We start from the raw sequence: 19,833 nt of genomic DNA, 5'->3' as shown, positions 1-19,833 counted from the left end.
GGTAACGTAGATATGGCAACACATCAAGATCCATTACCATTATGGATAATATCAGTTATATCTACCATCTCGAATATGCCCTGTACATTACGTAACAATGCATCAATGTCTTTAATTTTCGTTGCAGAAAATCTTTCTAAATAGGCTATTTCATCACGAAAATATTTGTTAAAAACACGCCCTTTCTTAGTACTACTTATGCGCAATACTCTCGGCTCACCAATACAACGAAGCACATCCAATAATTTTGTTAACTCAACATTTTTATCTGCGCATTGAATTTGTTTTATGAAAAAATATTTATCACCATTACTCTTTATTCTTGGCATAACAACACAGTAAAAAATATTATAGGGATTTTCCTTATTAATAATATCTAGCTGCTGAACAACCAAACTACGAAATGAATCAGTATTCATTAAATTCAATATTTCTAAGGGGGTATCACTTTTAACAGGAGGTAAATCAGAATGGCTTGATAGCGCTATATTCTGGATATATCGGCCTGCCCCATATCTTGCGGTAAGTCCATATGGAACATGAATATTATTTGCAAAGATATTTCTTAACGCGCGAGAAAGACCATAAATTTCATGTTCATTACTCATTGCACGTAAATTATTTATATTTTTACTTATGTAGGAACGTAATAATTTTCGCCCTGAATGATGCGCTGTATTTCCCTCAATATACAACCGATATTCAAGTGCACTATCTTGGCCTACAACATGATAGGGGTGATATTTGCTATTGCCACTATCTTTACTCAACAGTTCAGGAAAACGGATAAGAACATGATTACCAATGTTTAAATCAATAGGGCTTGTGAGTTTAATTTTTAATCCACGAGTAGAAATATTCATTGTTACGCCATCAATAAATTCATCCACGATCTCAGTACGTTTCTTAAGATGAATACTGATAGTATCAAAGAACCTATCTTCTATTCTAAAATCACTTGTTTCTGCATTTACACTAAATAGCTCACTCTGTTGTCCCGGCTTTTGTAATATATATTCGGGTAAATGAATGCTTTTATGGCTATTATCACAACATTCATCTAATAAATTTAGGTAATCAATGGCATCCGAAAAATCACTAATAACTAGCATACGTTTAAGTTTTTTTACCAGTGATTTAACATATTCGAAAGGAGCTTGATTTATGTTTTCAAATAATTCACTAGCAGGTAAAGGCAAACAACTTGGTACATAACACTCAGATTCAGGCGACGTTGTCCCCCCATCAATGCGATATAAGCGTAGTTGCTTTTTTTGTTTTGCCCCACGTGCTATTTTTTTAATGAAATTATTAACGAGAAGAACGGAGTGTGGAAGAGCAATGTAGTATGTTTTACCCTGTTTATCGGTAATTGGTAGAATGAAAATATACTCAATAAATCGTTCTCCAATAGAAAGCTTAGTTTGAATATAAGGCAAAGCACAGCAGGCTCGTAAAAAATCATTATTATCTTTTGAATTTTCGAATAAACCAATATCACCATTATTTTGTGTTTTAAATTGTGCACTAGGTAACCAATATCCCCTTTCAGATGATAAAAATACAGGCAGAGAATTTAAACGAGAGATAATGAACTGTTCCGCTGCTTTGCTCATAACTGCATTAAAAGTATTCTGGTTAGGAATATCAGCAAGTTTTTTTTGTATTTCTACATACTGACTGGCGTAAGCCAAAAATTGCTCTGTTACATTACAGAATTGTTGATAGTGATAATTAAGATTTAAATAAGTATCACTTTTTTCTGTATATGTATGCTCTATTTTGTAGGTAATAATCACGCGTTCAGAAAAATCATATTCATTTTCAATGCCATGCATCCACACATAGACTAAACCTGTGGCACGTATAATTTTATCTGTCGGCACCTTAATGGTTAAAGTGTTATTAGTAAGCACTTTTGCGAAAGCGCAAATAGCAAAATTTGTAAACGCAACCGAACTCATTTTTTCTGGGCTATTAAAAAACAAGCTAACTGGTTTATTAAAATCGAGTTGTAGCTCTTTACGCTGGATAAATTTAGTGAGGTGAATTGATTTAGTCGTAGGGAACGTCGTGGTGTTGCTGTTTAATTTGTGTCGTTTTTTTGCTTGCGATATTACGTATTCGTAAACACCGAGAGTATAAACACCTCGATATTTGCTAATCTCTGTTTCGAATTCTTTCATCGCAATCTGATCTAAAAAGTGAGATATTCCATTGTACTGATATTTATCACAGGCATTGCTAAAATAAGCACGTAAATCAATAACCCGAGAAACACTTCTAGAAAGATTCATTATTTCCATTTTAATCAGAAAACGCTTAGATGCGTTTTCTGTTGGCGCTAAATTCGCGATCTCATCTTCTAAAACAGGTGAATTATATTTATGTCGTAACTCAGTAATGATATCCATATCATTGTTCGCAAGCGATGTATCCATGATCTCACTTAAATGGTTAATTATTAAATAGCAGCTAGAACCCAGAATAAATAACAAAAAAATAGTTATCATTCGTTAATATCAATGAATGTACAAAACATAATCACAGCAGACAACAGAAAGCGCTTACTTTTTAGATCTGGGACATATTTATAATGGATAAATCAGACAGGTTGGGCTGCTTTTATATGAATCAACACCCTTTATTTATTGATTATATGCAACGACGTTAACCCTTTGCAGTGAATAATAGGCAGCAGAACACAAAAGCGATATTATGAAATAGTTAAACGACGATCTTTAACTGAAAAATAACTTAAGTTATGAAAAGACAAACCGCAAAAGACAATTAACGATAAAGTATTCAAAGCAGTCAAAAATAGTGTTAATATTGATTCAAGTCAATTCTGGAAACTAAATATCTATGGAAAAAAGCCATACCAACACCAATCGAATTCAAAATGGTGCCTGTGCCATACGTTGTCAAGACTGTAGTATCAATCAATTATGTATTCCTTATTCACTTAATGAAACAGAATTAGATCGTTTAGACAGCATTATAGAACGTAAAAAACCGATTCAAAAAGGGCAGGAGATATTTAAAGCAGGCCAAGAGATGAAGTGTCTTTATGCAATTCGTTCCGGTACATTAAAATCATACACCATCACCGAGCAAGGAGATGAGCAGATCACGGCATTTCATCTTGCTGGTGATTTAGTTGGTTTTGATGGCATTAGTACGGGGACACATCCTAGCTTTGCACAGGCCCTAGAAACAGCCATGATTTGTGAAATACCCTATGACACGCTTGATACCCTATCAACATCAATGCCAAAACTAAGACAACAGATTTTGCGTTTAATGAGTAGTGAAATTGTTGGGGATCAAAATATGATTTTATTATTATCAAAGAAAAATGCAGAGGAACGTCTCGCCTCTTTCATTCATAATTTATCGGTACGATTTGGTAATCGCGGATTTTCTCCAAGAGAGTTTCGTTTATCCATGACGCGTGGAGACATCGGCAACTATTTAGGGTTAACCGTTGAAACCATAAGTCGGCTGTTAGGGCGTTTCCAAAAAAATGAGATAATTTCAGTAAAAGGCAAATATATTAGCGTGTTAAACGAGCAGATGCTTGCTGAACTTGCCGGTGAAAAGAAAAAAGATTAATTCAATCAGCACAATTAAGAATCTTATCTAATAAATAGCCTTTTCGTGATCAAAAGGCTATCAGTTTCAATACATTTGATCTAAATTATAAGTATCTTGTTTCTATTTAATGAGGCTTACTATGTTTAATTATCATAATCTTTTAGTATTTATTGACCCAACTAAAATGCAACAAGCCGCGCTTGAACGAGCCGCAGATATTGCTGAAAAAGTAGAAAACGTCAAGATAACTTTATTTTTATGCTGCTATGACCTGAGTTATGAAATGACATCGTTAAGTTCAATAGAAGAACGACAAGCGATGCGTAATATTGTGATTAAAGAAAACAAAGACTGGTTAGAAACAGTGGCTCTCCCCTACCAAGAAAAAGGACTCAATATTGCCTGTGAAGTTATCTGGCATAATCGTCCTTTTCAAGCTGCAATTATTGAAGTTTTAAAAAACAACTATGATTTAGTCATAAAATCTACACATCAACACTCAAAGCTTAGCGCTATTTTATTTACCCCAACTGATTGGAATTTATTACGTAAATGCCCGGTTCCCGTACTATTAGTCAAACATCACAAATGGCCAGAAAAAGGTAAAATCCTTTGTGCAATTTCTTGCAAAAGCATTCAAGACGATGAGCATAACCAGCTCAATAAACTAATTTTATCGGAAGCTAAAACGATGGCAAACGTGATTAATGCAGAAGTGCATATTGTCAATGCCTATCCTAGCCCACCGATGAATATCATGTTAGAACTTCCCGAATTTGATCCTGTTAACTATGAAGATGGTTTAAAAAAATTTCATGAAACAACACTTAATGAATATGCACAGGAGTACAAAATATCAAAACAACGTACTCACCTTATGCAAGGCTTACCTGAGGATGTTATCAGCGAGGTTGCCAAAGAAATCGATGCTGAGCTTGTTATTCTAGGTACGGTAGGTCGTTCAGGACTAAGCGCAACATTACTAGGGCATACAGCCGAACAAGTTATTGATAACTTGAATTGTGATCTACTCGCTTTGAAACCAGAAGGTTTTATAAGCCCAATTACACTTTAACAGGAATAGCAATGAAACGATTGATTGCAGGTGATGCTGCACCACTATTTACATTACAAGATGACCAAGAAAATAACATCTCACTAGCCGATTTATCAGGTAAAAAAGTACTCATCTATTTTTACCCAAGGGCCTTAACACCGGGCTGCACTACTCAGGCATGTGGCTTACGTGATGTCAAAGAGGAGCTTGCCGCATTCAATACCGTGGTTTATGGTGTAAGCCCTGATCCAGTGAAAAAATTAGCGAGTTTCGTTGAAAAAAAATCACTGAATTTCCCCTTACTTTCAGATCCAGACCATGCCATTGCAGAGGCATTTGGCGTATGGGGCGAGAAAAAATTTATGGGGAAAATCTATGATGGAATCCATCGAATCAGTTTTTTAATTAATGAGCAGGGAGTCATTGAAAAGGTATTTGATAAATTCAAAACCAAGGAACACCATCAAGTCGTGTTAGATTACCTACAAAAATAGCCTCATTACCTAACATAAAAAGGGCATTATGCCCTTTTTCTCTATTCTCAATTAACCATTTATTGATCTAATTGCTCTAAATGTTCTTGAGTGGGCCAAGCATTCAATACTGCTTTAACTAAAGTCGCCAAGGGGATCGCAAAAAATACCCCCCAAAATCCCCACAAACCACCAAAAACCAACACCGACATAATAATGACAACGGGATGTAAATTAACGGCTTCTGAAAATAAAATAGGCACAATTAAATTACCATCAATAACTTGAATTAATCCATAGGCGACCATTAAGTAAATAAAGTCGGCGGTCACCCCCCATTGAAAAAGAGCAACAAGCGCAACCGGGATAGTAACAGCTGCAGCACCTATATAAGGAATCAGAACCGACAAACCAACCAACAAGGCTAGCAGCGCAGAGTAACGTAAGTCCATCAGTAAAAAGGTAATATAAGTGCTACCACCAACAATCAATATTTCTATGATTTTGCCTTGAATGTAATTCATTATTTGACCATTCATTTCCACCCAAACTTGATCGGTCAATTTACGGTTACGCGGTAAGAATTTTACAAAGCTAGCAATCAGAAATGTTTTATCTTTAAGCATGAAAACCATCATCATAGGCACTAATACAGCATAAATTATTAACGCGGCAATATTTAACAGAGAAGCAAAAGATTGTGATAATAAAAATCCACCACTCTCTAATATATATGAACGCACCTTTACAACGATTTGGTTAATGGTATTAGGATCAATGACATCCGGGTATTGTGCAGGTAAAGTTGAAACATAACCTTGTATTTGATTAAACATAGCAGGTAAATCTTTGATTAACTCAGCACCTTGTTTAAATACTGTTGGCAGTACCCCAAGGAAAGCAAAAATGGCAACAGATACAAACAAAAGCATCACTAAAAATGTTGCAACTGTCCGGTTTAATCTGCAACGCACAAGATAATTAACAGGCCAATCAAGAAGGTATGCAAGTACCAAAGCAACGAAAACAGGAACAAGAATATTTCCCAAGAAATAAAAAATCAAAATAGCGAATGCAAGTAATAGGAATAAAGCACTTAAATTAGGATCTTCAAAGCGATTTTTGTACCATTGTGTTAATTGACCAAACATAAATCCTTGCACCTCTACTCAAAAACTAACTAAAATGAATAACTAACTTTATTATATTCTCGTGCTCATTAATCACATATTGATAGCCCTTTTTATCAAAATAGTCTTTAATATCTTGCAGGCTTCGATAATTATCAAACAGTAAACAAGCTGAGTGGCTTTCAGTGATTGATATTACCTTTTTTTGCGCTAATAAAAACTGTTTAACAATGATTAAAGACATAGGACAACGCATTGATTGTAAATCTATTATTTTCATATCTCTTTACTGGTTAAAAACGACTAATAATTATTACCTTTCCACTGATATAAGACAATCATCGCTTGCAATATATTACAGCTTGTTTATTCTTTTATCATCTTTCTATTAGCTTGTGGTTACCGTGTTTAAGAAATCATTCCCGTTTTCACTTTATCTTTTTTCTATTTTATGGTGTTCAATTGCAACGGCCTCTCAAGAGCTGCCTGATATTGGTACCGTAGGATCTTCTGCATTAACCATAGATAAAGAAAAAGAATATGGTTGGGCCTTTCGAATGATGGCAAATCAAGCACTTCCTATTATCCATGATCCAGTGCTGAATAAATATATTGATGATTTAGGCGATAACCTTGTCGCGCATGCCGATTCAGTAAAATTACCCTTTCACTTTTTTCTTATCCAAGATAAAGAGATCAATGCTGCTGCATTTTTAGGTGGAAATGTAAAAATTCATACTGGATTATTTCTCTATGCAAAAAATGAAAGTGAATTGGCAAGTGTTCTCGCACACGAAATCGCACATATTACGCAACGTCATTTAGCGCGTATGTTAGAACAGCAGTCTATTAATAGCCCGACGACACTAGCCGCATTAGCTGGCTCAGTATTACTTACGTTAGTGAATCCTGCAGCAGGTATAGCCGCACTCAGTACAAGCATGGCAGTATCCATGCAATCACAAATAAATTATACACGCCAAAATGAATATGAGGCGGACAGGATAGGCATACAAACCTTGGCAAACGCAGGTTATGACCCCTATGGAATGGCTAACTTTTTTTCTAAATTAGCAGAAAAATATAAATACGCGACCATGCCACCACAAATGCTATTAACTCACCCAATACCAGAAACACGACTGGCTGAATCTCGCCTTCGGGCAAGCCAATTTCCCGTAAAAAAAGTGAAAAACAATTTAGCTTATCAGCTGAGCAAAGCACGAATCATCGTTCGTTACAATGATGCCCCTGCACAAACATCGATTAACTTTTATCAAAATCAATTAAAAAATAAAAGCTATCAACTTGAAGAAGCTGCTGAATATGGTCTCACTCTTGCTTATTTGCAAAATAAAGATTATGAAAAAGCTCATGAAATGACTTTAGCTTTGTTAAAAAACAATCCCAGCAACCTATTTTTCATCGACCTTTTAGCCGACACGGCGATCAGCGTAAAGAAACCCGAAGAGGCAATTAAGGTATTACAAGCCTATTATAAGCAATCACCTGAAAACCCGGTTTACACTCTGAATTTAGTTAATATATTGCAAATGACGAAACAGTACCAAGAAGCAGAAGAAAAACTAGCACTGTTTATTCGCACACATCCGAATAATATATTGGCACATCAATTAGCAATAGATTTATATCGTCAAATGAAAAAACCGGCAAAAGAGCATGCGAGTAAAGCGCAATACTTAGCTTTATTAGGTCAATTTAGAGAAGCAAGTCAAGAAATGGGCAGCGCACTTATTTATGCCGATAATAAGTTAGATCAAGCTCGTTATGCGGCTCAAATTGAAAATTATAAAAAAGATGATTTAAAATTAAGATCCTTACAAAAGTAACAATACTAATTTATTGGATGATTCCCATTGCTATAATGGCCCCACTTAATTAATTTCAATGAACCAACATGATGGATGACGATGCTAACTTTAGATAGCATCCTATGGAGCTGTAATGGAACTTTCCGTTTTACTTATCTTTGCCCCTACATTTTTTGCCGTATCAGCAACGCCAGGTATGTGCATGACGCTAGCGATGACGCTTGGCATGACTATTGGCGTTCGCCGCTGTTTATGGATGATTGTAGGTGAATTAGCAGGGGTCGCGCTCGTTTGTATTTCCGCGCTAATAGGTGTTGCCACTATTTTGTTAACTAACCCTGGGCTGTTCTTAACACTTAAATATATTGGTGGCAGCTACCTTGGTTATTTAGGCATTCAACTATGGTTATCACGTGGAAAAATGGCTCTCCAAGAGGATTTTTCCATCCCACAAAAAACATCTGCTCCAGCATTAGCAATGCAAGGCTTTATCACCGCTATTGCCAATCCTAAGGGATGGGCGTTTATCATTTCATTGCTTCCCCCATTTATTGACTCTAGCCAACCTCTACATCCGCAAGCAACGATTTTAATTGCTATTATATTATGCTTTGAACTTATTTGTTTGCTACTTTACGCAACCGGAGGAAGAACCTTACGTCACTTACTACAACAACGCGGTAATATCATATTAATGAATAGAATAGCAGGTACTCTTATGATAGGTATTGCACTTTGGTTAGTGGTAATTTAAGGCTATCTTTATACCCATGAGAGTTCAAGATGCAAAGTCAGCAAGAAAAAGAGTACCGAGATGCGAGGCAAAAAATTGAAGTATAGTTATTTTTGATTTATTGAGGAATTACCATGGAATATTCGACATTAGGCAGCAGTGGCCTTTCCGTTTCACGCATCTGCTTAGGCAGCATGACTTGGGGATTACAAAATAATCAACAAGAAGCCAATACGCAGATAGAACACGCTCTTGCACAGGGCATCAACTTTATTGATACTGCAGAAATGTATGCCGTGCCGCCCTCACCTGAAACTTATGGCAAAACAGAAACGATTATTGGTAACTGGTTGGATGCCAACAAAACAGAGAGAAAAAAAATTATTCTTGCCAGCAAAATTGCAGGAGCAGGACTCCCTTGGGTGCGTGATGGAGGCCCAATAACGGGCGCGGCCGTTGAGAAAGCGGTCGAGGCATCACTTAAACGTTTAAAAACTGATTATATCGACCTATTTCAGTTGCATTGGCCGAACCGCACTTCACCACATTTCGGCAAGCACTGGCCTAATCAGTTTAAATTCAGTGATGCTAAAAGCGCAGACCAAAATGCCCAAATGCTAGATATTTTAAAGGGTCTACAACGCTGCATAGCGGCTGGTAAAATTCGCTTTTGTGGACTATCGGACGATTCTCCGTGGGGAATAAATACCTACCTGAAGTTAAGTGCAAAACACGATTTACCCCGAATGGTATCCATTCAAAATGAATTTAACTTGCTACACACTAAAGATTGGCCCTATTTAATAGAAAATTGTGTGCATGAAGATATCGCCTACTTGCCTTGGTCCCCTCTTGCTGGAGGTATGTTAAGTGGCAAGTATCAAAATAATGCACGCCCAGCAGGGAGCCGTTGGACTTTTGCACAACGCAATAGTTTATTCAGAGACACAGCCACAGCGCACCAAGCAATCAAAGCTTATGGCGAAATTGCACAGCAAAACAATATGACAACGGCACAACTCGCGTTAGCATGGTGCAATCAAGTTGATGGCGTCACTTCGACTATCATCGGTGCGACAAGAATGGACCAATTGAAAGAGGATATAGAAGCCTTCTCTAAACCATTGAGTACACAAACACTTGGTGATATTAATAACGTGCTTAAACTTTATCCACAACCGTTTTAATTACCCTGCCGAATAAAAAGCTGTAATTTAATGAACAGCTTTTTATTCATCTTAGCCACGCTTACTTTATTAATTCTTGAGCGTGTTTAGGCAATGCCACATTCACTTCCAATACAGACATGTCATCATCAGCTTTATCTGTAAATTCACAGGTCACATCATTACTCGATATGTCCATATATTTACGTATAACTGCAATAATTTCTTGCTGCATTTCAGGTAAATAAGCGGGTCTAATGGCATTTGAATGTTCATGTGCAACAATAATTTGCAAACGATCTTTGGCAAGTTTAGCACTACCTTTCTTTGGTTTTTCTTGTCTAAAGTACTGTAATATTCCCATTTTACCCTCCAAATATACGGCTTAAAAAACTTTTCTTCTGGTGAGTAATAAAACGAAACTCTCGTTCAATACCCATTAAACGATCAACCGTATCTTGGTATGCTTTTCCTGCATCGCACTCTTGATTCAAAATAATTGGCTCACCTAAATTTGATGCATTTAGCACATCTTGAGATTCAGGAATAACCCCTATCAACTCAATACCGAGTAAATCATCAATATCCTCTATACTTAGCATTTCCTCTCTTTCAACACGCTCAGGACTGTAGCGAGTAATGAGCAAATGGACTTTAACTGGCGAAAGTTGTTGTTCTGAACGATATGATTTACTAGATAACATACCCGTTATACGATCAGAATCTCGTACTGAGGATACTTCTGGATTAGTCGTGACAATCGCTTCATCAGCAAAGTATAAAGCCATCATAGCCCCCTGCTCTATGCCAGCGGGGGAATCACAAATAATATATTCAAAGCCTTCCTCTTTTAAGGTGGAAATAACTTTATCAACACCCTCTTTAGTCAATGCATCTTTATTTCTTGTTTGTGATGCCGGCAGTATATACAAATCATTAATACGTTTATCTTTAACTAATGCTTGTTGTAGATTTGCTTCACCATTAATCACATTGATAAGATCATAAACAACACGGCGTTCACATCCCATAATTAAATCAAGATTACGTAAGCCTATATCAAAATCAATTACGACAGTTTTAGCACCACTCTTTGCAAGGCCACAGCCAATTGCAGCACTACTCGTCGTTTTTCCAACCCCACCCTTACCAGATGTTACGACAATAACTTTTGCCATTTTCATTCCTTAACTAATTAAATTTGAGTTAACTTGTTTAATACGATTTGTTCATCTTGTAATGAAACCATACAATTCCCACCTACAAAATGAGTATCAAGATCATCACTTAATTTATATACACCAGCAATAGAAACAAGCTCAGGGCTCAATATTTGACAGAATATTGCTGCACTTTTATTGCCCATAGCACCAGCCAATGCTTTACCGCGTAATGCACCATATATGTGAACACTTCCATCGGCAATCACTTCGGCTCCTGCGCCAACGTCACCATTGATGACTAAATCACTTTCCTTTGCATAAATCTGCTGCCCTGATCGTACACGTCCACTATAAATTGTTGTTTTTATGCTCGGCGGAATAAATGCACTGGGTTCAACGACAACCTCACCACTGCTTTCAATATCACTTTCAACTTCTTTTTCTACTTTATCACGACGAGGACTATGCTTAGAACTGCTCAATATAGCAATTTTTGCTGCTTTTAACTGCTCTTTTTGTGATACAGAAAGCTCTCCGGTCACCCCCACTAAAATAAATGCCTGCTCATGCACTATTGCTTGTAACTGGGCAAAATCGATGCTAATTGCTTCATTATCAACTTTAATAACAATCGGTGCACCATTAAAGAAATCTGGTGCCATAGCCCGTTTTTTAATAAGCACATCAGAAAAAACAGACAGATCTTCACTGTCAATATCCACCACCAACAAGGTGAAATTTAAAGATTTCAATGCCATAATCATCCTATATTTAAAATATTGTAAGTGCCTGACGTAAAAAATCAGTAATTTTCTATAAAAATTAATTATCTAGGCATGTTATAGTTTGCTATAACAATAGGCAAGTAAAGGGCTATATTACTATTATGTTATGTGCTGTATATAAAAGTATTCGTAAACAACAGACTTATCTTTTTATCGCCAAAAGAGATGACTTTTCGATGGTACCAGATGCGCTACTTACACAATTTGGTCCACCACAGCTAGTCTCTTTACTCAATATTAAAGAAGAAACCAAACTTGCGTTAACAGAGGCAAAAAATGTCCTTTCTGCGATCACAAAAACTGGTTATTATTTACAACTACCTCCCCCACCCATTGACCATTTAGCTGAGCACAAAAAATGGCAAAAAAAACAACAAGGACACAGTAATGAAATTGATTAACTCAGCACATCGCTGCACCTTACTAAAAAAGTTATATATTTCGGGATTAGTACTTTTATTTGGCACATCACTCGTGCAGGCCGAGGAACAGCAGAAAATACCATTTGAACAATATGTTGAGCAACTAAAGAGCGAAGCCAAGGCAGCAGGTATTGATGCCAATGTTGTCGATAATGCATTTCAAAACGTAGAGTTTCTTCAACGCAGCATTAAATCAGATAAAGCACAGCCAGAATTTAAACTCACCTTGGATACTTATATTCCTCGTGCTGTACCAAATTGGAAAATAGAACAAGCTCGGGAAGCTTATAAAAAACATTATCATCTACTACACAAAATAGGTAAAGAGTACGGCGTACAACCCCGCTTTATCGTTGCACTATGGGGAATCGAAACAAATTTCGGCAAACTAACGGGTAACCATTATATTATCTCCGCTTTAACCACCATGGCCTATGATGGACGTCGAGAAGCATTATTCAAAAAACAATTATTTGCTGCATTAACCATATTGCAACAGGGCCATGTTAGCCAAGATAACTTTTTAGGTTCATGGGCTGGCGCCATGGGGCAAGTACAATTTATGCCAACCTCTTATTTAAATTATGCGGTTGATTACGATGGTGATGGCAAAAAAGATATTTGGAATAATTATGCCGATGTGTTTGCTTCAGCGGCCAATTATTTAAAAACAGAAGGTTGGGATTCCACAGAAACGTGGGGCCGACAAATTTTATTGCCCGAAAATTTTGATGTAACGTTAGCGGGACTCGACAAACAAAAATCGTTACCCGAATGGCAAGCGCTAGGGATTCGTCGCTTTGATGGTAGCGCATTACCAAAAGTCGATATCATGGCCTCCATTGTTATTCCGGATGATGCTAGCGGTCGAGTCTACCTCGCTTACAATAATTACCGTGTATTAATGCACTGGAATCGTTCTTACTACTTTGCAACGGCAGTCAGCTATCTATCAGAACGAATTAACTACCCTCGCATAGCACCACCATTACAATAGGATCAACATGGCTAAATTTTGGCAAGAAAAAACACTTTCTCAGATGACTACCAGTGAATGGGAATCATTATGCGATGGATGCGGGAAGTGTTGTCTAAATAAAATAATTGATGATGATACAGAAGAGCTATATTTTACCAATGTAGCTTGTCATTTATTAAATACTAAATCATGTCAATGTAAAAAATATGATCAACGTTTTAAATTAGTCAAAGATTGCGTCAAAATTTCGCTAGATGATATTAACCAATTTCATTGGCTACCAGGCAGCTGTGCTTATCGCTTACTCGTTGAAGGTAAAGCATTACCGGCATGGCACCCCTTACTCACAGGCAGTAAATCAGCCATGCATAAAGCAGGTGCATCCATTCGTGGAAAAATTATCTCAGAGACAACGATTGATCCGGAAAACCTGGAAGATTACATTGTGCTTTGGCCTGCTGAATAATATAAGAAAGATACACTAAATAAGGAGTAACCATGACAGATATTATCATTTACCATAATCCCCGTTGTTCGAAAAGTCGCGAAACCTTAGCCCTTATTGAAGGTAAAAGTGATTCGATCGAAATAATAAAATACCTTGATACGCCACCAACGAAGGCGACATTACAGCAAATTATCTCACAGTTAGGCTTCACTTCTGCGCGACAACTGATGCGCACTAAAGAAGCGTTATATAGTACATTAGCTTTACAAGATGAGAAAGACGAATCGGTTTTACTGACGGCAATGATAAATAACCCTAAGCTAATTGAACGTCCCATTGTTATTGCCAATGGCAAAGCTGCAATTGGTCGCCCACCAGAAACGGTTCTTGCTATTATCTAAATGGTTAAAGGGGCAACAATCCCCTTTAATAACATCTATTATTGATTAAGTTACCAACATGAAAATAGAACATTACCGATTGTCAGCAAAAATAGGCTATTTTGGGCTATTGCTCCTCATACCTTGTTGGCATCTATGGTTATCACCACCTACATTAAACCTTTCTGGATGGCTTGTTAGTGCAATTTGGCTTATTCCTCTCTTATTTCCCTTGAAGGGAATAATCAAGGGTTCCCCCTATACTTATGCATGGAGTGGCTTTATTGCGCTATTTTACCTAATGCATGGGATTGTGATTTTAATTAGCTCTGAGACGGAAAGAATACTGGCAGGTATTGAGTTATTATTAACCCTTCTCTTTTTAATTGGGGGTATCTATTATGCAAAATATAAAGGGCAAGAGTTAGGGTTAAGTATCCGGAAAAAAAAACAATAAAATTAAAGGTCTAACACCTCTTTTACAAATGGAATGGTCAACTTACGCTTGGCCACCAAGGACGCGTTATCAAGACGGTCAAGAGTTGTTAATAATGTTTTCATTTCCCTCGATAGACGATTTAATAAGAACCGCCCAACATCTACGGGCAATTTCATTCCTTTTAATTGCGCACGAAGTTGCAATGCACCAAGTTTCTCTTCATCGCTCAAAGAGGCTAAGTGATAACAGGCCCCCCACTCAAGCCTAGATACTAAATCGTCAAGCTTAATCCCCAATTTTTTAGGTAAATTACTCGCACACAATACCAAACTTGAACCTGCTGGACGACTTTTTTCACTATCGGACCAACGATTATAAAAATCAAATAGCGCTTTTTCCCATTTGGCATTACCCGCTATCGCATCAATATTATCAATACACAGCAGTGTGACTGACTCCATATTCTCAAAAATATCTAAGGTCATCCCCTGATAATGATGCAAGGGGATATAGGCTACACTATCGCCCCGTTCATCAACTTCAGAGCAAAGGGCATGTAACAGGTGTGAACGTCCACTTCCAGACTCCCCCCACATATATAAGACAGGAACACCTAGTCCAACGACACTGTTTTTTAGTTGCGTTAATAGATCTGCATTTTGTCCCGGGTAAAAACTAGCAAATGTTTCATCATCGGGTAATTTTAGTGCTAGTAATGGATATTGAAAGCGCAATTCATCCTGCGGCATATTGCTCCCCAATTAACGCCAATTAAAGTTAAATTCGTTACTATCTGATAGTTCTGCTTGTAAATGAGGCTGAGCAAGAAGGCCATTTTTGAAACTATCTAGTCCACCATTTACTTGTATATCTATAGTGACGGTAGAAACATCCACATGCGCAATTGAATAACTTGATACTGATAATAAATTCCCCAATAAGGCCGTCAATTCGGTGAGCTGGGCAAGAGACGTAATACCATTAACGGTAATCGTCTGACTCAACTCTCCATCTGGATTAATAGAAATCGCATATTGACCGGCATAATAATCAGCGACTTTATCAATCATCGCAGTTATCAATGACTCTTTACTACCGCGAGACTCTTCGTTTATAAGTACTCTACTCTGTTTATTTTGCTCATTATAAGTCACTAGCTGCCATGTTAACGTCCCCATCGAGGTACTATCTTCCTGCCATTGAGCGACCACAAAATGATTCGTATTGTAGCGCATTGAGGCTGAGGCTATTTGCCCATAAAAACGCCCAGAAACATCGGAAACAGAGATAGCCAAATTATCATCAAGATCCATCAAAGGAAACTGTAATTTAATACCACGATTTAGCTGTTCATTTTGCAACGTTTGTGACAAGACATTATCGCTCGCACTGGTGATCACATTGTCGGAAACAAGCTTTCGCTCACCTTGTCCATCACTAATTAACCAGACTAGCGTTATTGGTCGGGTATCTCCCCAAATAGATTGCTGCATATCTGTTAGCGCTTGATTAATTTTATGTTTATCAAAGACAGCCGTAAAATAACGTGTGCTACCTAAGTTCACATAACCATATTGAGAAAGCATGGTATTGATATTTTGAAATAAGCTATTACTATCGCTAAGCGCTGTTATTTCCTTATTACCAGAAACTTTTATCAACACTTGCTTAAGTGCTAATGACTTTAATTGCGCTTCATTTTGATTTTCGACAACAATATACCCTTGATAAGGGTCGTCAAATTGAGTGGCATTAATTAAACAACTAAATAAAAAAAGTAAAATACATAAACTGCGTAACACAACAATTACTCTCATTAATCTAACTACCAATAGCAAGGGACAAAATTAGATCATAAGCAGATCTAATTGTATTGCAAGGTGATAATAACAATAAAATGGTCAAACTTATCAATTCCCCTAAAACAGCTTCTATCTCAACGGAAAAAACGGCTAATTTCATCGAAAATAGAATAAATTCATAATCAAATTTAAAATCAATTGATAAATCATTAGATCCTGCTCATATAAATGCTAAAATACCCCCGGTCATAAATTCAATAAAAGCGACAATCGCTTTTAAATTCTGCGGGGATTGCAAGTGAGCAAGGAAAAAACCTCTTTAAGCTATAAAGACGCTGGCGTTGATATTGACGCGGGTACAGCATTAGTTGAACGTATTAAAAGTGTAGCAAAACGCACTAAACGCCCAGAAGTAATGGGAGGTTTAGGTGGTTTTGGTGCTTTGTGTCAGCTACCAACCGGGTATAAAGAGCCTTTATTAGTTGCAGGTACCGATGGTGTAGGTACAAAACTGCGTCTGGCAATTGATTTAAAAAAACATGATACCGTTGGTATCGATCTCGTGGCCATGTGTGTTAACGACCTTATTGTACAAGGTGCCGAGCCACTATTTTTCTTAGACTACTATGCAACAGGTAAACTTGATGTTGACGTAGCAGCAGATGTAGTAACAGGTATTGGCGCGGGTTGTGAGCTTTCAAATTGCTCACTTATCGGTGGTGAAACAGCTGAAATGCCAGGTATGTATGAAGGTGATGATTATGATATAGCCGGCTTTTGTGTTGGCGTTGTTGAAAAATCAGAAGTCATCGATGGGACAAAAGTGGCTGCTGGTGATGCATTAATCGCGGTTGCTTCAAGTGGCCCTCATTCAAATGGCTACTCTTTAATTCGTAAAATTTTAGAAGTCTCGGAAGCAGACACAAGCGCGGCATTTGGTGAGTCAACCCTTGGTGAAACGCTATTAACGCCGACTAAAATTTACGTAAAATCAACCTTAGAACTCATTAAAAACTGTCCAGTACATGCGATCTCACACATCACTGGCGGTGGTTTTTGGGAAAATATTCCACGCGTATTACCTGCCGGTAGCAAAGCTGTTATCGATGGGAAAAGTTGGCAATGGCCTGAAATATTTAATTGGTTACAAGAAAATGGCAATGTTGAAACAGAAGAGATGTATCGCACATTTAACTGTGGTGTTGGCTTAATGATCGTTGTACCTGATAGTGAAAAAGAGAAAGCAGTTGAGATTTTGTCAGCACAAGGCGAAAACGCTTGGGTATTAGGACACATAGAAAACGCAGCTGAAAATGAAGCGCAGGTAGAGATAAACTAGGTATTTATGACAACTTTAACAACTAAAAAGATAGTCGTACTTATTTCTGGAAATGGCAGTAATCTGCAAGCTATCATCGATAAAGTGCATAACAAAACATTTGCTCAGCAAACTGCTGAGCTCGTTGCCGTTATTAGCAATAAAGCTGATGCTTATGGTTTACAGCTAGCTCAAGAAGCCAACATTCCCACTAAAATCATTGAAAGTGTGCCAGGCATGCTACGCGAAGAGTACGATGCGCTATTAAGCGAAACAATTGATACTCTACAGCCTGATTTGATTGTAATGGCTGGCTTTATGCGCATTTTAAGTGCTGCATTTGTAAATAAATACTTTGGCAAAATGCTTAACATCCACCCTTCATTACTGCCCAAATATACTGGTGTAAAAACACATCAAAGAGCAATTGAAGCAGGAGATAAAGAGCACGGAGCAAGTGTGCATTTTGTTACACCAGAGTTAGACAGTGGACCGACGGTATTACAGGCCAAAGTGCCTGTATTTCCTGAAGATGAAATCACAGACTTAGCTGAACGGGTGTTAACACAAGAACACTTAATCTATCCCTTAGTTGTACAGTGGTTTATAACAGGCCGCTTATCCATGATTAATGGGCAAGCGGTGCTGGATGGTAATATCCTTCCTAGCAGTGGCTATGCCGCAGATTAATGTTTAATGTCATAGGTAATAAATAGCCGAGGTTTTACTCGGCTATTTTTTTGATTGGCATTTTTAAAATATTTTAAAAAAGTATTACGTAAAAAACAGGCATTAGTAGCGCGGACAATATCGCACAAAGTATTAACGCTACCGAAGAAAAAGCCCCTGACACTTGATCCACCTCAAGTACTTTTGCTGTCCCCAACGCATGCGAAGCGCAGCCAATGGCAACCCCCTGCGCCTGCTTATCGTGAACCCCCACCAAACTTAGAAAGCCCAGACCAACACTAGCCCCAATAATACCAGCAAAGATAACCATCGCAGCCGTTAATGAAATTATCCCACCTAAACTTCGGCTAATTTCCATTGCAATCGGCGTAGTAACTGACTGAGCGGCAACAGATGCCGACGTAACGAGATCGGCACCAAGCAATGGCATAATATAAAAAGCACAGCAAAAAGCACTCACCACCGATAATAAACAGGCGAGCAAAATCCCCTTTAATTTCGCCTTAATCAAATGAAGCTGTAAATAGAGCGGCAATGCTAACGCAACGACTGCAGGCTCTAATAAAGCGGTCAATGGATAGGCTCCGCGTTCATAATCACGAAAATCCAAAGCAAACAGATAATGAATAGCAATTAGAGAAGCGATTGACAATAGTACGGGATTAAAAATGGGCCATGCTCTTTTTGCATGTAAATGTCGGCATGCAAAAAAAACTAATAATGTTAACGGTAATGCAAGATAAAAAAACAAACTACATATCCTTTTCTTTATTCAAAAATTGATAAAAATGGCCAATAACAAACAAAATAAGAAAAGTGGTAAACAATAAAGAGCAAACAATAACAAGCCAATTATCAAGAATCAGTTCAAAGTAATTTAACAAACCGACTCCAATAGGGATAAAGAGCAATGCCATATATTTTAAAATAAAATTACCGGACATCATGATCCATTTACTTTTAACAAGTGAGGTAGATAGCCCAATAAAGAGTAAAACTAAGCCGATAATACTACCAGGAAAAGGAATAGGTAGATAAGCACTAATAACTTTACCAATGATTAAGAACAGTAGAATAAGCAGAAATCCACGCAAAAAATCAATGCTTGCATGGATAAAAGCGGACAAACGAGCAGTAATATGTATTTTTTTATTGTTATTAATCATAGTGAATGTTTTTAAAAAATAATCTCTAAATAATAGCAGTACACAGAAATAAAAACACTTATTCGTTAGCAGTTTACAGTAATTGCTAATAGCGACAAAAAATTAGAAGTAAAAAAAAACCTAAGCTTATCAACTAAGCTTAGGTTTCAAAGTGGCTCCTCTTGCTGGGCTTGAACCAGCGACACACGGATTAACAGTCCGTTGCTCTACCAACTGAGCTAAAGAGGAATTGTTTATTTTATTTATTTTTACG

The 19,833-nt window shown here is 37.3% G+C and carries 23 protein-coding genes and 1 tRNA gene; 13 read left to right on the top strand and 11 right to left on the bottom strand.

Annotated features, from left to right (window positions below; all coding sequences use genetic code 11):
- Nucleotides 1–23: 23 nt before the first annotated feature.
- The gene (locus AB2N10_RS01495) at nt 24–2,441 is read right to left on the bottom strand and encodes a hypothetical protein (RefSeq protein WP_354624791.1); all 2,418 of its coding nucleotides are present in this window, start codon (nt 2,439–2,441) and stop codon (nt 24–26) included.
- A 424-nt stretch (nt 2,442–2,865) separates the two neighbouring features.
- Between AB2N10_RS01495 and AB2N10_RS01490 the strand changes: the two genes are divergently transcribed.
- The 3 genes from AB2N10_RS01490 (at nt 2,866) to bcp (ending at nt 5,148) form a co-directional block, all read left to right on the top strand.
- The gene (locus tag AB2N10_RS01490; RefSeq protein WP_369434207.1) at nt 2,866–3,615 is read left to right on the top strand and encodes an FNR family transcription factor; all 750 of its coding nucleotides are present in this window, start codon (nt 2,866–2,868) and stop codon (nt 3,613–3,615) included.
- Between the two features lie 121 nt (nt 3,616–3,736).
- Nucleotides 3,737–4,672, top strand: a complete 936-nt coding sequence (gene uspE, locus AB2N10_RS01485) for a universal stress protein UspE (RefSeq protein WP_354624789.1) — start codon at nt 3,737–3,739, stop codon at nt 4,670–4,672.
- Between the two features lie 11 nt (nt 4,673–4,683).
- Nucleotides 4,684–5,148, top strand: a complete 465-nt coding sequence (gene bcp / locus AB2N10_RS01480; protein WP_354624788.1) for a thioredoxin-dependent thiol peroxidase — start codon at nt 4,684–4,686, stop codon at nt 5,146–5,148.
- Between the two features lie 59 nt (nt 5,149–5,207).
- Here bcp and AB2N10_RS01475 read toward each other — a convergent pair whose 3' ends face one another.
- Both AB2N10_RS01475 and AB2N10_RS01470 read right to left on the bottom strand, forming a co-directional pair.
- Nucleotides 5,208–6,278 (bottom strand): AI-2E family transporter, encoded by a 1,071-nt coding sequence (locus AB2N10_RS01475; protein WP_369434206.1) that lies wholly within the window; start codon nt 6,276–6,278, stop codon nt 5,208–5,210.
- A gap of 25 nt (nt 6,279–6,303) precedes the next feature.
- Nucleotides 6,304–6,537 carry a sulfurtransferase TusA family protein gene (locus tag AB2N10_RS01470; RefSeq protein ID WP_354624785.1) on the bottom strand — a complete coding sequence of 78 codons (234 nt, stop codon included), beginning with the start codon at nt 6,535–6,537 and terminating at the stop codon, nt 6,304–6,306.
- A gap of 124 nt (nt 6,538–6,661) precedes the next feature.
- On the opposite strand from AB2N10_RS01470, the gene AB2N10_RS01465 reads away from it, so the two are divergent.
- From AB2N10_RS01465 to AB2N10_RS01455, 3 genes are all read left to right on the top strand, one after another.
- Complete coding sequence (locus AB2N10_RS01465) at nt 6,662–8,107, top strand: M48 family metalloprotease (protein WP_354624784.1); 1,446 nt, start codon at nt 6,662–6,664, stop codon at nt 8,105–8,107.
- A 115-nt stretch (nt 8,108–8,222) separates the two neighbouring features.
- Nucleotides 8,223–8,843, top strand: coding sequence for a LysE family translocator (locus tag AB2N10_RS01460; RefSeq protein WP_354624783.1), 621 nt, complete (start codon nt 8,223–8,225; stop codon nt 8,841–8,843).
- Nucleotides 8,844–8,956: 113 nt separating this feature from the next.
- On the top strand, nt 8,957–10,009 hold the full coding sequence (locus AB2N10_RS01455; RefSeq protein ID WP_354624782.1) for an aldo/keto reductase: 1,053 nt from the start codon (nt 8,957–8,959) through the stop codon (nt 10,007–10,009).
- Nucleotides 10,010–10,070: 61 nt separating this feature from the next.
- Here the strand turns inward: AB2N10_RS01455 and minE are convergent, their stop codons facing one another.
- Genes minE through minC form a run of 3 tightly spaced genes read right to left on the bottom strand, consistent with a single transcriptional unit; the run spans nt 10,071 to nt 11,909 of the window.
- Nucleotides 10,071–10,352 carry a cell division topological specificity factor MinE gene (gene minE / locus AB2N10_RS01450; protein WP_354624781.1) on the bottom strand — a complete coding sequence of 94 codons (282 nt, stop codon included), beginning with the start codon at nt 10,350–10,352 and terminating at the stop codon, nt 10,071–10,073.
- A gap of 1 nt (nt 10,353) precedes the next feature.
- On the bottom strand, nt 10,354–11,166 hold the full coding sequence (gene minD, locus AB2N10_RS01445; protein WP_354624780.1) for a septum site-determining protein MinD: 813 nt from the start codon (nt 11,164–11,166) through the stop codon (nt 10,354–10,356).
- 17 nt (nt 11,167–11,183) lie between these two features.
- Nucleotides 11,184–11,909, bottom strand: a complete 726-nt coding sequence (minC, locus tag AB2N10_RS01440) for a septum site-determining protein MinC (protein WP_369434205.1) — start codon at nt 11,907–11,909, stop codon at nt 11,184–11,186.
- Nucleotides 11,910–12,037: 128 nt separating this feature from the next.
- On the opposite strand from minC, the gene AB2N10_RS01435 reads away from it, so the two are divergent.
- The 5 genes from AB2N10_RS01435 to AB2N10_RS01415 are packed head-to-tail and all read left to right on the top strand — an operon-like array spanning nt 12,038 to nt 14,622.
- On the top strand, nt 12,038–12,337 hold the full coding sequence (locus tag AB2N10_RS01435; RefSeq protein ID WP_354624778.1) for a YcgL domain-containing protein: 300 nt from the start codon (nt 12,038–12,040) through the stop codon (nt 12,335–12,337).
- Nucleotides 12,324–13,355: a lytic murein transglycosylase gene (locus tag AB2N10_RS01430; protein WP_354624777.1), complete on the top strand. Its 1,032-nt coding sequence runs from the start codon at nt 12,324–12,326 to the stop codon at nt 13,353–13,355. Before AB2N10_RS01435 ends, AB2N10_RS01430 begins: the two co-directional genes overlap by 14 nt.
- 7 nt (nt 13,356–13,362) lie before the next feature.
- Nucleotides 13,363–13,803 (top strand): YcgN family cysteine cluster protein, encoded by a 441-nt coding sequence (locus AB2N10_RS01425; RefSeq protein WP_354624776.1) that lies wholly within the window; start codon nt 13,363–13,365, stop codon nt 13,801–13,803.
- 32 nt (nt 13,804–13,835) lie between these two features.
- On the top strand, nt 13,836–14,186 hold the full coding sequence (arsC, locus tag AB2N10_RS01420) for an arsenate reductase (glutaredoxin) (protein WP_354624775.1): 351 nt from the start codon (nt 13,836–13,838) through the stop codon (nt 14,184–14,186).
- Between the two features lie 58 nt (nt 14,187–14,244).
- The gene (locus AB2N10_RS01415) at nt 14,245–14,622 is read left to right on the top strand and encodes a DUF2069 domain-containing protein (protein WP_354624774.1); all 378 of its coding nucleotides are present in this window, start codon (nt 14,245–14,247) and stop codon (nt 14,620–14,622) included.
- A 2-nt stretch (nt 14,623–14,624) separates the two neighbouring features.
- On the opposite strand, the gene hda is transcribed toward AB2N10_RS01415, so the two are convergent.
- Nucleotides 14,625–15,353, bottom strand: a complete 729-nt coding sequence (gene hda / locus AB2N10_RS01410; protein WP_369434204.1) for a DnaA inactivator Hda — start codon at nt 15,351–15,353, stop codon at nt 14,625–14,627.
- A 12-nt stretch (nt 15,354–15,365) separates the two neighbouring features.
- On the bottom strand, nt 15,366–16,421 hold the full coding sequence (locus tag AB2N10_RS01405) for a DUF2066 domain-containing protein (RefSeq protein WP_354624773.1): 1,056 nt from the start codon (nt 16,419–16,421) through the stop codon (nt 15,366–15,368).
- A 283-nt stretch (nt 16,422–16,704) separates the two neighbouring features.
- On the opposite strand from AB2N10_RS01405, the gene purM reads away from it, so the two are divergent.
- Nucleotides 16,705–17,745, top strand: a complete 1,041-nt coding sequence (gene purM, locus AB2N10_RS01400) for a phosphoribosylformylglycinamidine cyclo-ligase (protein ID WP_354624772.1) — start codon at nt 16,705–16,707, stop codon at nt 17,743–17,745.
- A 6-nt stretch (nt 17,746–17,751) separates the two neighbouring features.
- Nucleotides 17,752–18,414 carry a phosphoribosylglycinamide formyltransferase gene (purN, locus tag AB2N10_RS01395; protein WP_354624771.1) on the top strand — a complete coding sequence of 221 codons (663 nt, stop codon included), beginning with the start codon at nt 17,752–17,754 and terminating at the stop codon, nt 18,412–18,414.
- 73 nt (nt 18,415–18,487) lie between these two features.
- On the opposite strand, the gene AB2N10_RS01390 is transcribed toward purN, so the two are convergent.
- The 3 genes from AB2N10_RS01390 to AB2N10_RS01380 form a co-directional block, all read right to left on the bottom strand.
- Nucleotides 18,488–19,165, bottom strand: coding sequence for an LrgB family protein (locus AB2N10_RS01390; protein ID WP_354624770.1), 678 nt, complete (start codon nt 19,163–19,165; stop codon nt 18,488–18,490).
- 1 nt (nt 19,166) lies between these two features.
- The gene (locus AB2N10_RS01385) at nt 19,167–19,580 is read right to left on the bottom strand and encodes a CidA/LrgA family protein (protein WP_354624769.1); all 414 of its coding nucleotides are present in this window, start codon (nt 19,578–19,580) and stop codon (nt 19,167–19,169) included.
- Nucleotides 19,581–19,732: 152 nt separating this feature from the next.
- Nucleotides 19,733–19,808 (bottom strand) — tRNA-Asn (locus AB2N10_RS01380).
- Between the last annotated feature and the right edge of the window lie 25 nt (nt 19,809–19,833).

The organism is Psychromonas sp. MME1 (assembly GCF_041080865.1).
Classification (GTDB): domain Bacteria; phylum Pseudomonadota; class Gammaproteobacteria; order Enterobacterales; family Psychromonadaceae; genus Psychromonas.
Note: the sequence above shows the minus strand (reverse complement) of the source record. Positions and strands in the feature narration are given on the sequence as shown.